The following is a 12,178-nucleotide window of genomic DNA, read 5'->3' on the forward strand; positions in this document are numbered from 1 at the left end:
CGGTGCACGGTGGCGACCAAAGGGATGTTTCGCGGGGCGGTTGAGGAAGGCAAGCACCGTCCGCCGGTGTCGGAGCCAATGCCCCTGTGCGCCCCCGGTCTGTCAGTCGTGTGCCTAGCGGGTGTCCGCGAAGTCCAGCCTGTCCTGCGGGCGGACAACGGGACTTCGCGGACGCCCCCTAGCGGTGCGTGAAGGCGGCACGAAGGTCCGGCTCGCCGATCGCGCGGACGCCGCGTACGGCCACGGAGGTGAGGTACGTACGGTCGTCGGCGGTACCGTCCGCGTTCCGGGTCAGCGCGCCGAGCAGCCGCTGACCGGCCGGGGAGGCCCAGCGCGAGTACGGGTGGACCTCGATGCGGGCGACGGCGAGGCAGCTCAGGGTCAGGGCGAGCGGCAGCGCGAACCACAGGGCAACCAGATGGCGCGGCATGTCCGGCGGAGCGGGCGTCAGCAGCGCGGCCGCGCCGAGACCGAGTACGGCGACGGCCGCCGAGCGCACCTGCCGGACGGCCGCCGCGACCGTCGTGCGGGCGCTGTCGGGCACGGCGAGTCCCGCGCGCTCCAGCCGCTCGGCGATACCGCGCACCGCGTCCGCCGTGGCGGCGTTGGCCCGCACCGGCGCTATCCGGGACTGCCCTTCGGGACCGATGGCCCCGATGACCGACCGCTCCATCTCGTCCCGCCCGCGCGGATCGACGACCGTCGCCCAGCCGGTGTGGGCCAGGAGCAGCCGGCGCTGGCGCGCCATGGCGACGAGGGTCACGTCGGCGACCCGGCGTGGTCCGCCGGAGAGGAACGCGGCCTCGTAGAGCGTGAGTTCATGGATACGGCCGGTGTTCGCGTCAGCGGCCGCAGCGCGTACGGCGGCCAGGCACAGGCGGGTGCACGCCGTGCCGGCCACGACCCAGGCCGCCAGCAGGAAAAGAACCCAGAACATATGTTGTTTGTATGTGCCACGGTCTCGGAAGCACCATGCCTTGTTCACGATCCGGACGGAGTGTTGTCGGTGTGTGACGTTCCGTTTCACTGCTCCGGCGGCGGACGGAAGGCGGGCGGCGGAAGAGTGAAGGCCGGGTCCGGCGCCGGGACGGGAGCCGTGGGTGAGGCCGGGGCCGGGACCGCCGTCGGGGGAGTGCTCCCGGCGGCCAGGTCGCGGGCCACGGCGTCGAAGTCGACGTAGCCCGTGGCCTCGAGGACCTTGATGTGGTCGAGGACGGTCGTGTTGGCGTCGTCGGCGAGGTCGCGCACCAGCGAGTTGCGGGTGCTCGCACGGACCTGGGCGACGACCGAGAAGACCCTGCCGTGCGCCAGCCGCAGGATGTTGGCGAACTGGCGGTCGTACTCGGCACCCTGTGCCTCGTCCAGGGTTTCCAGCCACTGCTTCTGCTGGTCGCTGGGCTCGTCCGGCAGGGCGAGGTCCAGCCGTGAGGCGACACCGCGGACCCGTTCGTCGAGGAACCCGTGTCCCTCGACGAGATGCCGACCCGCCGTCCGGACGGCCGGCGTGGTCCCTTTGGTCCGCGCCTGCTGCCCGGCGGGCAGCTCCCACAGTCCGGCCAGCCGGACCTTGACGAGGAAGTCCTGGTCGAGCGCGGACAACGGGCCGTAGCTCGTGCGCAGGGTCTGGGCGCTCAGCACGTCCGGTCCCGTCCCCGGCCGGTCGGTGTGCGACCAGAGGGAGAAGACCAGCGCGGCGAACGTCGCCGCCAGGCACGTGACGATGAGTCCCGTGCCGCTGACGATGCCTCGGCCCTTGACGGGGGGTCGCGGTCGCATGGTGGTGCCTCCTGGTACGGCACCGCACGCTAGTGCGCTTCGGGTGCGGAGTTGACATGTTACTGGGGGGTCCACGTCAACTTCCGTACAAGGGCGAATGGTTGCAACGGGGCCGAACGGGACGACCAGGAGAGGCGTGACAAGGGGCTCACTTAGGCAAAGAGGCTCAAAACTCGCCGGGCACCGGCCTGTTGCGGTGATTCGCCCACGCCCGCGCGGTGCCCGGCTACGCGCTGTTCGTGTCCGCGGCGGTGCCGCTGCTCATCGCCTTCGGGCTCACTGTTCTCCGAGGACGCCCTCACCAACATCGTCTCGTTGGCGATCCCTCGGCATCTACGGCTCGTTCCAGATGGTCGTGCCGGCCGCGCTGCGCGCCCGGCTCAAGGGATGGCGTCCGGCGGGAGAGTTCACACTGGGCCGCTGGGGCCTTCCCGTGAACATCGGGGCGCTGGCCTACGGCATCTTCGCCATCGTCAACATCTGCTGGGCCCGCAGCCCGGAGAAGCCGTGGTGCGAGAACTGGATCGTCCTGCGGTGCGGTGCGGTGCGGTGGTGGTGGGTACCGGCGTGCTGTACATGTTCACCACCCACCACTACGGCCGCGACGACGCGCCCGCCGGTGGCGCGGTGCCGAAGGACGAGGCCGTACCGAAGAACTGACGTCTCCGGTCAGCGCCGGAGCAGCGCCTTCCGGGTGGCGCGGGCCAGCCGGTGGACCGGGCGTCGGGATCGGGGCGCCGGTCCCGACCGCTCCAGCCACCACTCCCGGAGCTCCCGCCGCGTCGCCGCGTCCCCGGGCCGTCCGGCGGACAGCAGGTGCTCTGCGAAGGTGAGCGCGTCGCGCCGGTAGCCGCCGGTCATCGGCTGGGTCTGGGCGTACGCGAGGAAGGCCGTACGGTACTCCGCCCCGAGGATCTCCGGCAGCTCGGGCGCGACCTTCGCCACGACATCCGCCCGCTTGGCGGCCAGGGCCCGCGCCTGTACACCGACCCGCACCCGGTCGAACCCCTCGGGCACGGGCGTCCCCGCGACCAGCGCCGACAGCAGCGCGGCCTGCGCGAGCCCGAGCCGCTGCCGGGCTCCGTCCCCACCAGGGTGGGGCAGGCCGAAGGCGCCCCGTGCCGCCCCGGCCGCCCCGTCTTCATCGCCCCGCCGGGCCCCGCCGGCCAACTGGTCCGCCAGGAACCGGGCTTCATCGCCGGGCTGTGAACGGGCCTCTTCGTGCCGCCGAACCGTGGTCTTCTCCCCGAGTGCGTCGCCGATCAAGGGCACGACAGTCCCGGTTTCCGCGCGTCGTACGGCGAGTGCGGCGCCGGCCGAGCGGACCTCCGTTTTCACGCGCTCCACGGCGCCCGCCTCCAGCGCCCTCCGGATCGATCCCAGCTCGGTCTCCAGCTCCGCCGGTTCCGGGAAGTTCTCGTCGCGTTCCAGGAGGACTCCCGGAGGGGACACGCGGGATGCGAGGTCGGTCAGGATGTCCAGGACCGGGCGGGGGACGGGGTGGGCGTGGCTGTCGTGCCAGACGCCGTCGCGTTCGAAGCCGCCGGCGACATGGACGTAGGCGATGGCCTCCAGGGGTAGCTCGGCGAGGGCCTTGGCCGGGTCCTCGGCGCGGTTGACATGGTTGGTGTGCAGGTTGGCCACGTCGATGAGGAGCCGGACGCCCGTGCGGTCGGCCAGCTCGTACAGGAACTGGCCCTCCGTCATCTCCTCGCAGGGCCAGGAGATCAGCGCGGCGATGTTCTCCACGGCCAGCGGCACCGGCAGCGCCTCCTGCGCGATGCGCACGTTCTCGCACAGCACGTCGAGCGCGTCCCGGGTCCGGGGGACGGGCAGCAGATGGCCCGCCTCCAGATGCGGGGTCGCCGTCAGGGCACCGCCGGCCCGTACGAACGCGATGTGCTCGGTGACCAGCGGCGAGCCGAGTGCCTCAGCCCGTTCGGCCAGCGCGGTCAGACGGCCTTCGTCGGGGCGGTCCGCACCTCCGAGACCGAGCGAGACGCCGTGCGGCACCACGGTGACCCCGCGCTCGCGCAGCCGCCGCAGCGAGTCGGGCAGATGCCCGGGGCAGACGTTCTCGGCCACGGCCTCGACCCAGTCGATGCCCGGCATGCGCTCCACGGCGTCCGCGATCTCCGGCCGCCACCCGATGCCCGTCCCCAGTCGCTCCATCGTCCCCTCCTCCGCACGGCCGGTTCCCCGAACGTGAGGGGGGTATGGCCCAGCCGCCCGTCCCCGAACCCCGCCACGGGCACCTTCAGAGGAACATTTGAGGTTCGGCCCACCGACGGAGGCACCGGGGTCGCGCCACCGCCCGAAGCGTCGTAGACCGGACGTATGCGCGATGGCAGCGAGCAGGAGGCCCCGGCCTCGACCCGGCGGGTGTGGGCCGGAGCCGGGGGACTGGTGGTCGCCGTCGGCACGGCTTATTTCCTGCTCCCGCTGGAGGGGCTCGGCGACGACCGCCCCTGGCTGGGCTGGCCCCTGTTCGCCCTGTGCCTGGGGCTGCTGGCCGCGCTGCTGCTGCGCCAGGTGCGCGACGTCGTGCTGGAGAAGCCGCACACCCGGCCGGGCGTCATGATCCCGCTGCTGATGTGCCTGGCCGTGCTGGTCTTCTCGTCGGGGTACTACGCCCTCGCCCAGCAGCCGGGCCAGTTCACCGGCCTGAGCACTCGCGTCGACGCGCTGTACTTCACCGTCGTCACGCTCGCGACCGTCGGCTACGGGGACATCACCCCGAGCGGGCAGGAGGCCCGCCTGGTGGCTGTCGCTCAGATCCTGTACACGTTCGTGTTCCTCACGGCGGCGGCCACCGCGCTGTCGCGCCGGCTGCACGCGGTGGTCGCCGCGCGCGACCGGCGCCCGCCGCCTTCCTGACCCGGGGCGGCCCGGGATGGGGGACGGCGCCTACGCCGAGCGGGTGGAGCGGTAGTTGAACACCGACCACAGCACGAACAGGCCGGTCACGATCATGATGATCGACCAGAACGGCTGGTACGGCAGCCACATGAAGTTCGCGATCAGCGCCAGTCCGACCACGACCGCGCCCACGACCCGGGCCCAGGCGGCCCCGGTGAACAGGCCGAGCCCGGCCGCCACCACGAGCACACCGACGATCAGGTGGATCCAGCCCCACGCGGTCAGGTCGAACTCGAAGACGTACTCGCCGAAGCTGGTGTACACCTCGTCGTCGGCGATCGCCGTGATGCCCTGGAGCACCGCGAACAGGCCGTAGACGACCATCAGGGTGCCGCCGAGAGCGAGGCCCCCGGCCGCCAAGGGGTCGCCGGTGCCGCCGGGCCCGCCGGGCGTCCGGTCGGGGGCGGGCGGAGCGGGGGGAGGGGGCGCGGCGCTGGTCATGGCTGCCTCCTGGTCGGGGTTGTCTGGTAACCCCACTGGAGCACCTGCCCGCGACCGGCGCTTCTGCGGCTACTCCGAACGGGTGGCCGCCGGGCCGCCGCTCCCGTACGGCTCCCGGCGCAGCGCCGGGTGGTCCGCGACCACCGTGCACGAGCCGGGCGCGATCTCCGTGAAGCCCGCGTCGCGGACCAACGGCAGGCCGCTGCCCGTCAGTTCGGGCCAGCGGGCCGGGTCGGCCGTCCGTACGGAGAGTGGGAAGCCCGCGTCGTGCCAGGCGGCCCGCTCCTCGTCGGGCAGCTCCCACCAGGCCAGTTGTGCGGCGTGTCCGGCCTGGGCCATCGCCTTGCCGGCCGACATGCCGAGGTCGGGGTTCAGCCACAGCACGGGGGCGGCCGGGTCCGCGTCCACCGGCGGTTCCGGGTCGTCCAGGTCGGTGCCGGAGACCTGGAGCCGGGCCAGGTCCTTGGGCCAGCCGTCCAGCGGGACCGGCGGGAAGACCCGCACCTGGGCCGACTTGCCGGTGACCGTGATGCCGGGCAGCGCCTCCGCCCGACGCCACTCGGCGCCGCGCGCCCGCCGAACCACCTTGCGGATCCGCGCGTCCTGCCAGTCCCGCACCGCCTGCGCCCACGGCCCGTCGCCGGCCGACCGCTCGTCGCCGAGGATCGTCAGCACGGCCCGCGCGGCCGTCTCCAGCGCGTCCGTACGCGCCGGCGGGTCCGCCCGCTCGATCCGCACGACCAGCGGCAGCACGAACTGCGGTGCCGTGTCGCGGTCCGAGGGCTCGGAACGGAAGGGGCTGTCACTCACGGGCGTCGGGTCTTCGCTCACGAATCCCAGTGTGCCAGCCGGAAGATCGTGGAGGATGGGCCCATGCGACCCGACCTGTGCCTGGAGAACGCGGGCCGCCGCTACGGCCTGCGCGGCCCCTGGGTGCTGCGCGGCGTCGACCTGACGGTGGCCCCGGGCCGGCTCGTCCGCGTCGAGGGCGCCAACGGCACCGGCAAGTCCACTCTCCTGCGGCTGCTCGCCGGCATCGACGCCCCCAGCGAGGGCCGGATCACCGGCCGCCCGCGCACCGCGTACGTCCCCGAGCGGTTCCCGCCGGCCCTGCCGTTCACCGCCGTCGGCTACCTCACCCACCTCGGCACCGTGCACGGCCTGCCCCGCGCGGCGGCCGCCCGCGTAGCCGCCGAGTGGCTGGAGCGCCTCGGCGCCGCCGCCTACGCCGGCACGTCCATGGCGCGGCTGTCGAAGGGCAGCAGTCAGAAGGTCGCGGTCGCCCAGGCCCTGCTCGCGGAGCCGGAGCTGCTGGTGCTGGACGAGGCGTGGACCGGCCTGGACAGCGACGCCCGCGCCGAGTTGGAGCGGGCGGTCGCCGAGCGCACGGCGGCCGGCGGATCCGTGGTGTTCGTCGACCACGACCCGCTCCGCCTCGCGGGACTGCCCGACGCGACGTACACCGTGCGCGACGGGAGCCTCGTCGAGCGCGCCGTGCCGGGTCCGCCGCCGTCCGGACCGCAGGTCACCGTCGAGGTCCAGGGACCGCCGGACGGACGGCTTCCCGACGACGTGCGGCGGACCGTCACCTCCGCCGAGGAGACCGCGCCGGGCAGCCACCGCCTCACCGTCCCCGCCCCGCACTCCGACGTCCTGCTCCGCGCCCTGCTCACGGCCCGCCCGCCCTGGCACGTGGTGAGCGTGGCACGGCAGGCGGACGCCCCCGGGAGCCGCCGATGACCGCCCTCCTGCGCTACCACGCCGCCCTGCTGCTGCGCTCCCAGCGCTGGCTGCCGCCGTTCCTGTTGTACGCCGCCGTCCTCGCGATCAGCGTCCAGGCCGGTCAGCCGGTGCTCGACTCGCTCGGCTACTCCGCCGCCGCGCTGCTGCCCGTCGCCGCCTGGCTGGCGCGGATCTGTGTCACGGCCGAGCCGCAGGCCGCGCGCGGCTGTGTGGCGGCGGCCGTCGGGCCCGCGCACGCCCATGTGGCCTGCCTGCTGGTGGCGTTGTCCGGCGCGGCGGTGCTCGGCACGGCCGCGACCCTCGGCGTGACGCTGCTGAGCGCTCCGGTCGCCTCGGACCACCGCACCCCGGTGCCGCTCGCCCCCGCCTGCGGGGCCGGGCTGCTCGCCGCCCTGGCCTGCGCCCTGCTCGGCACGGCCGTCGGCGCGCTCACCAGCCGGCCGCTGCTGCGGTCGCGGGGTCGTGCCGTCCTGGCCCTGCTGCTCGCGGCGCTGCTGTCCCTCGTGGCCACCGGCTCCCCGGCGCAGGCGGCGGTGCAGGGCCTGGTGACCGGCTCACGGTCAGGCACCGTCGCGCTGCCGCTGCTGCCCCTGGCCGCGGCAGCCCTGGTCACGGCCGCCGCGCTGGCCCTGGCCGGTGCGCTCGCCGCCCGCAGATCACCCTGAGCAGGCGGTGCGCTGCGCCTCCTGCCTCCCCCAAGTTCTCGACTTCGCTCGAACAGGGGGGACCCCCATGCAGACCGGGCAGAGGGTGATGCCCTTGTACGACTCCGGGTACTCCGTCGCCTCCCGGCACAGCACGCTCCCCCACTCTCGGCTGCGCTCGAGCGGGGGGACCCCCATCGCGTACGGCGGCCCGTCCGCCCGGGGCGGCCTGGTCGCGTCGATCAGGCAGTAGTCGTTCTCGCTCATACGTCCAGCGTAGGCCGGTCAGCGGGCCTCAGGGCGGGGTCGCGCACCGCTGTCCGCCGCCCCGATCAGCTCGGACACCTTCACGAACCTGAAGCCCTCGCGGCGCAGCTCGGGCACGATCGTGCGCACCGCCCGTTCGGTCGCCGGTGCGGCGCTGCGCGTGCAGTGCAGCACGACCACCGACCCCGGCCGCACCCCGTCCAGCACCTGCCGTGCGACCACGTCCGGGTCCGTCTCGAACGCGTCGCCGCCGACCACGTCCCACTGCACGGCGGTCACGCCGGCCGGTGTCAGCGCCTTCAGCGCCCGCCGGTCGTAACAGCCGCCCGGGAAGCGGAAGTACGGCATCGGATCCGCCACGCCGGCCTTCCGGAGGGCTGCGTACGCCCGCTCCACATCCGACCGCATCCGCCCCTCGGGCACGGCCGGCAGGCCGTAGCAGTCCCGCGTGTAGGCGTAGTGGCTGTAGGAGTGGTTGGCGACCTCGAAGAGCGGGTCCCGGCCGATGGAACGGGCCTGGTCCGGGTACTGCTCGGCCCACCGCCCGGTCATGAACACGGTGGCGGGCACCTTCAGCGCCCGCAGTGTCGAGATCAGCCGCGGATGGTCGAACCGCTCACCCGCCGCCGCCCGTGCCCCCTGCCCGGCGGTCATGTCGCGTCGAAGGTGAGCGCGACGGTCCTGCCGCGGGTACGGGGACCGTGCTCGAAGACCGGGGTCAGGCCGGCGGGGCCGGGCGCGAGGGTCGGAGGGCGCGAGGGCGGTGCGGCCACCGGCGGCGGGGCCGCCCGCGGGGGCCGGTCGGTCCCGCAGGCGGCGAGGACCGCGCTCAGGGCGCACACGGCGGTGACACGGCGGAGGAGGATGATCACCGTATGAAGATGTGAATGGAATCGCCCTCTTATGCGCGTCGACTACGGGCGTCACCCGGCCGTCAGATGTCCCGCTGCTCCAGCGGCTTGGTCGCCGGGCCCTGGATCACCTTGCCGTCCGTGTCGAAGCGGGAGCCGTGGCAGGGGCATTCCCACGCGCGTTCGGCGGAGTTGAAGGCGACCAGGCAGCCCAGGTGGGTGCAGCGGGCGGAGACGGCGTGCAGAGTGCCGTCGTCGTCCCGGAAGACCGCGAGGCGGTGGTGCCCGTCGGCGCGGACGACAGCCCCCTCGCCGGGCGGCAGGGACTCCACCGGCGGCGAGGGCCGCAGCCGGTCCCCGACGAAGTGGCCGGCGACCTTGGCCTGGGTCTTGAGGAACGACGGCGCCTCCCGCACGGCGGGCTTCAGCCGGCGCGGGTCGTACAGCCCGCTCCACTCGCGCTCCTCGCCGGTGATCTGCGCGGCGAGGAGGCTGCCCGCCATGATGCCGCCGGTCATGCCCCAGCCGCCGAAGCCGGTGGCCACATAGGCGTGCCGGGCGCCCGGGTGCAGGAGGCCGACCATCGGCACGGTGTCGGTGGGGCTGTTGTCCTGCGTGGCCCACCGGTGGGTGACGTCCAGGTCCGGGAAGTGCTCGGTGGCCCAGGCGGTGAGGCGTTCGACACCGGCCCGCGGGTCGCCCGTGCCCGGCGTGAAGTGCTCACCGGTGACGATGAGCAGACGCCGGTCCCCTTCGTACGGTGCCGTGCGCACCGAGCGGGTGTTCTCGTCGGGCGTGATGAACATTCCGTCCGGGTCCTGATCCGCGGGGATCGTCCCGGCCACGACCAGTTCGCGCTTCGGCGTCAGCCGGGTGAACAGCAGGGCCCGGTCGAAGATCGGGTAGTGCGTCGCGACGACGACGTCCCGGGCCCGCACCGTCGCCCCGGTCGTGGTCGACAGGCGGCACGGCTCGCCCTCGTCCATGCCGAGGACCGTGGTGTCCTCGAAGATCCTCCCACCGTGTTCGACGAGGTCGGCGGCGAGGGCCAGCAGGTACTTGCGGGGGTGGAACTGGGCCTGGCCGGTGGCCCGGACCGCGCCTGCCACCGGGAAGGGCAGCCCGGTCTCCTCCACGAACGTGGCGGGCAGCCCGGCCTCGGCTGCCGCCCGTGCCTCGGCCCGCAGCTCGTCGACCCGGCCCGGGTCGCACGCGTACGTGTAGGCGCTCCTGGCCTCCCAGTCGCAGTCGATGCCCAGTTCCCCGGCGATCCCGGCCGCGCGCTCGATCGCCTCGGACTGGGAGCGGGCGTACAGCCGCGCGCCCTCGGGACCGCGGGTGCGGCGCAGCTTGTCGTAGACGAGTGTGTGCAGGGCGGTGACCTTGGCGGTGGTGTGCCCGGTGACGCTGGCAGCGACCCGCCCGGCCTCCAGCACCGCCACGCTCCGCCCGGCCCGCGTCAGTTCCCACGCCGTGCTCAGCCCGGCGATCCCGGCGCCGATCACCGCCACGTCGACGTCCAGGTCCTCCGTCAGGGCCGGATGACGGCCGTCCGGTGCGGTCTCCATCCAGTAGGAGCTGCTGACCTGCTGCTTCTCGCTCATGAGCCACCGAGTACCCCCGACTGCCCGGCTTCAGTATCCGGTGTGCCGCTTTACAGAAGGGGCCGGCAGAGGTAACGTACAACCAAATGGTTGTAGATGAGTGGAACGACGAGACGGTGGACCGGCTGTTCCACGCCCTGGCCGACACCACGCGCCGGGACATACTGCGCCGTTGCGTGCGCGGGAAGCTGTCGGTCTCGCGGCTGGCCGAGGCCTATCCGATGAGCTTCGCGGCGGTGCAGAAGCACGTCGCGGTGCTGGAACGGGCCGGCCTCGTCAGCAAACAGCGCAGCGGACGGGAGCAGCTCGTGCGCACCGACCCCGACGCGGTGGGCCGCGCCCGCCAGGCCCTCGACGAGCTCGAGTCGGCATGGCGCGGACGCGTGGACCGGATGGTCCGGCTGCTCGCGGAGGACCCCGGCACCGAAGAGCCGGAAGAACCCGGTACCGAAGAGAACAACGCCCCGGAAGGACCTCAGAGATGAGCGTCACCAGTGTCGACAAGGACCTCGACAACCTCACCCTCACCCTGATCGCCGACTTCGCCGCCCCGGTGGAGCGGGTGTGGCGGCTGTGGGCCGACCCCCGGCAGCTGGAGCGCTGGTGGGGTCCGCCGGCCTACCCGGCGACCGTGGAGGAGCACGACCTGACCCCCGGCGGAGAGGTCACGTACTTCATGACCGGCCCGGAGGGCGACCGGCACCGCGGCTGGTGGCGGATCACCTCGGTCACCGAGCCGACCGCCCTGGAGTTCACCGACGGCTTCGCCGACGACGACGGAAAGCCCAAGGACGACATGCCGACCATGTCCGTGACGGTGCGGCTCAGCGAACACGGCGGCGGCACCCGGATGGAGATGCGTTCCCTGTTCGACTCCCGTGAGCAGATGGAGCAGCTGATCACCATGGGCATGGAGGAGGGCCTGAAGGAGGCCGTCGGCCAGATCGACGCCCTGCTGGCCGCCTGACCACCCGGATCAGGACCGGCCGCCCCGATCAGGACTCCCGCAGCAGCCGCTTCCTGCACTCCGCCACGTCGAAGTCCGCCTCCGGATACCGCGGATCCAGCTCCCGCAGATGCTCCAGGAGCAGCGTGCTGACTGCCCAGTTGCGGTACCACTTGTGGTCGGCCGGGACGAGGTACCAGGGCGCATACGAGGTGCCGCAGTGCTCCAGGGCCACCCCGTAGGCCTCCTGGTACGCGGGCCACAGGGCGCGGTCGTCGATGTCGGACGGGGCGAACTTCCAGCGCTTCTCCGGCCTGTCGAGGCGTCTGAGCAGGCGGCGGCGCTGCTCGTCGTAGGAGATGTGCAGGAAGCACTTGATCAGGGTCACGCCGTCGTCGGCGAGGGACCGCTCGAAACCGTTGATCCGCTCGTAGCGGCTGTCGATCACGGCGCGTGGCGCGAGGTCCCGGACGCGGGCGGCCAGGACGTCCTCGTAGTGCGAGCGGTCGAAGATGCCCAGTTCACCGGGGAGCGGGAGCGCCTTCTCCACGCGCCACAGGAAGGGGTGTGCGCGCTCCTCGGCGGTCGGTGCCTTGAACGCCGTGATCCGGCAGCCGGCCGGGTTCAGCTGGCCGATGACGTGCTTGACCGTGCCGCCCTTGCCGCTGGTGTCCATGCCCTGGAGGACCAGCAGGACGCGGCGCCGGTCGCCCGCGGTGCTCGCCGCCCACAGCCGTTCCTGAAGGCCGGCGAGCTGCTCGCCGATCCGGGCCGTGGCGGCCTTGCCCGCCGCCTTGCCGTCCGGGCCGCCGGGAGTGGCGGCGGCGTCGTGACAGGACAGGTCGACCGGCTCACCGACGGGGACGCGCAGCCGCTCCCGCGGCGAGGTCCCGCGCTCGGCCTTCTTGTCCTGCACCGCCGTGTCCCTCGCCGCCGTGTCCCTCGCCGCAGTGTCCTTCTCCGGTTCGTGCTTCTCCGCCACCGGGC

The 12,178-nt window shown here is 73.3% G+C and carries 14 protein-coding genes and 1 pseudogene; 6 read left to right on the plus strand and 9 right to left on the minus strand.

What is annotated here, in order from left to right; translation table 11 throughout:
• Positions 1-178: 178 nt before the first annotated feature.
• Positions 179-937, minus strand: a complete 759-nt coding sequence (locus tag AOQ53_RS16625) for a TIGR04222 domain-containing membrane protein (protein ID WP_059418120.1) — start codon at positions 935-937, stop codon at positions 179-181.
• A gap of 86 nt (positions 938-1,023) precedes the next feature.
• Positions 1,024-1,776 carry a DUF4142 domain-containing protein gene (locus tag AOQ53_RS16630; RefSeq protein WP_059418121.1) on the minus strand — a complete coding sequence of 251 codons (753 nt, stop codon included), beginning with the start codon at positions 1,774-1,776 and terminating at the stop codon, positions 1,024-1,026.
• A gap of 510 nt (positions 1,777-2,286) precedes the next feature.
• Here AOQ53_RS16630 and AOQ53_RS46305 point away from each other — a divergent pair.
• Positions 2,287-2,436, plus strand: a complete 150-nt coding sequence (locus AOQ53_RS46305) for a hypothetical protein (RefSeq protein ID WP_236711710.1) — start codon at positions 2,287-2,289, stop codon at positions 2,434-2,436.
• 9 nt (positions 2,437-2,445) lie between these two features.
• On the opposite strand, the gene AOQ53_RS16635 is transcribed toward AOQ53_RS46305, so the two are convergent.
• Positions 2,446-3,948 (minus strand): DUF692 domain-containing protein, encoded by a 1,503-nt coding sequence (locus AOQ53_RS16635; RefSeq protein WP_059418123.1) that lies wholly within the window; start codon positions 3,946-3,948, stop codon positions 2,446-2,448.
• A 165-nt stretch (positions 3,949-4,113) separates the two neighbouring features.
• Between AOQ53_RS16635 and AOQ53_RS16640 the strand changes: the two genes are divergently transcribed.
• Positions 4,114-4,653 carry a potassium channel family protein gene (locus AOQ53_RS16640; RefSeq protein WP_059418126.1) on the plus strand — a complete coding sequence of 180 codons (540 nt, stop codon included), beginning with the start codon at positions 4,114-4,116 and terminating at the stop codon, positions 4,651-4,653.
• Positions 4,654-4,683: 30 nt separating this feature from the next.
• Here AOQ53_RS16640 and AOQ53_RS16645 read toward each other — a convergent pair whose 3' ends face one another.
• A complete protein-coding gene (locus AOQ53_RS16645) occupies positions 4,684-5,136 on the minus strand; it encodes a DUF7144 family membrane protein (RefSeq protein WP_059418127.1) in 453 nt (150 codons plus the stop codon).
• 69 nt (positions 5,137-5,205) lie between these two features.
• Positions 5,206-5,967, minus strand: coding sequence for an aminoacyl-tRNA hydrolase (locus AOQ53_RS16650; RefSeq protein ID WP_059418130.1), 762 nt, complete (start codon positions 5,965-5,967; stop codon positions 5,206-5,208).
• A 42-nt stretch (positions 5,968-6,009) separates the two neighbouring features.
• Between AOQ53_RS16650 and AOQ53_RS16655 the strand changes: the two genes are divergently transcribed.
• Both AOQ53_RS16655 and AOQ53_RS16660 read left to right on the plus strand, forming a co-directional pair.
• Positions 6,010-6,876 carry an ABC transporter ATP-binding protein gene (locus AOQ53_RS16655; protein ID WP_059418131.1) on the plus strand — a complete coding sequence of 289 codons (867 nt, stop codon included), beginning with the start codon at positions 6,010-6,012 and terminating at the stop codon, positions 6,874-6,876.
• Positions 6,873-7,544, plus strand: a complete 672-nt coding sequence (locus AOQ53_RS16660; protein ID WP_059418132.1) for a hypothetical protein — start codon at positions 6,873-6,875, stop codon at positions 7,542-7,544. Before AOQ53_RS16655 ends, AOQ53_RS16660 begins: the two co-directional genes overlap by 4 nt.
• Here AOQ53_RS16660 and AOQ53_RS41135 read toward each other — a convergent pair.
• The 3 genes and pseudogenes from AOQ53_RS41135 to AOQ53_RS16670 all read right to left on the minus strand — a co-directional run bounded on the left by AOQ53_RS41135 (position 7,536) and on the right by AOQ53_RS16670 (position 10,245).
• On the minus strand, positions 7,536-7,790 hold the full coding sequence (locus AOQ53_RS41135; protein ID WP_078945346.1) for a hypothetical protein: 255 nt from the start codon (positions 7,788-7,790) through the stop codon (positions 7,536-7,538). The genes AOQ53_RS16660 and AOQ53_RS41135 overlap by 9 nt on opposite strands.
• Before the next feature lie 18 nt (positions 7,791-7,808).
• Positions 7,809-8,662: pseudogene (locus tag AOQ53_RS16665) on the minus strand (polysaccharide deacetylase family protein).
• A 62-nt stretch (positions 8,663-8,724) separates the two neighbouring features.
• On the minus strand, positions 8,725-10,245 hold the full coding sequence (locus AOQ53_RS16670) for an FAD-dependent oxidoreductase (protein WP_059418133.1): 1,521 nt from the start codon (positions 10,243-10,245) through the stop codon (positions 8,725-8,727).
• Positions 10,246-10,331: 86 nt separating this feature from the next.
• On the opposite strand from AOQ53_RS16670, the gene AOQ53_RS16675 reads away from it, so the two are divergent.
• Positions 10,332-10,730, plus strand: a complete 399-nt coding sequence (locus AOQ53_RS16675) for an ArsR/SmtB family transcription factor (protein ID WP_059418135.1) — start codon at positions 10,332-10,334, stop codon at positions 10,728-10,730.
• Positions 10,727-11,212 carry an SRPBCC family protein gene (locus AOQ53_RS16680; RefSeq protein WP_059418136.1) on the plus strand — a complete coding sequence of 162 codons (486 nt, stop codon included), beginning with the start codon at positions 10,727-10,729 and terminating at the stop codon, positions 11,210-11,212. Before AOQ53_RS16675 ends, AOQ53_RS16680 begins: the two co-directional genes overlap by 4 nt.
• Before the next feature lie 28 nt (positions 11,213-11,240).
• On the opposite strand, the gene AOQ53_RS16685 is transcribed toward AOQ53_RS16680, so the two are convergent.
• Positions 11,241-12,107, minus strand: a complete 867-nt coding sequence (locus AOQ53_RS16685) for a PPK2 family polyphosphate kinase (RefSeq protein WP_059418196.1) — start codon at positions 12,105-12,107, stop codon at positions 11,241-11,243.
• Positions 12,108-12,178: the final 71 nt, after the last annotated feature.

The organism is Streptomyces azureus (assembly GCF_001270025.1).
Taxonomy (GTDB): domain Bacteria; phylum Actinomycetota; class Actinomycetes; order Streptomycetales; family Streptomycetaceae; genus Streptomyces; species Streptomyces azureus.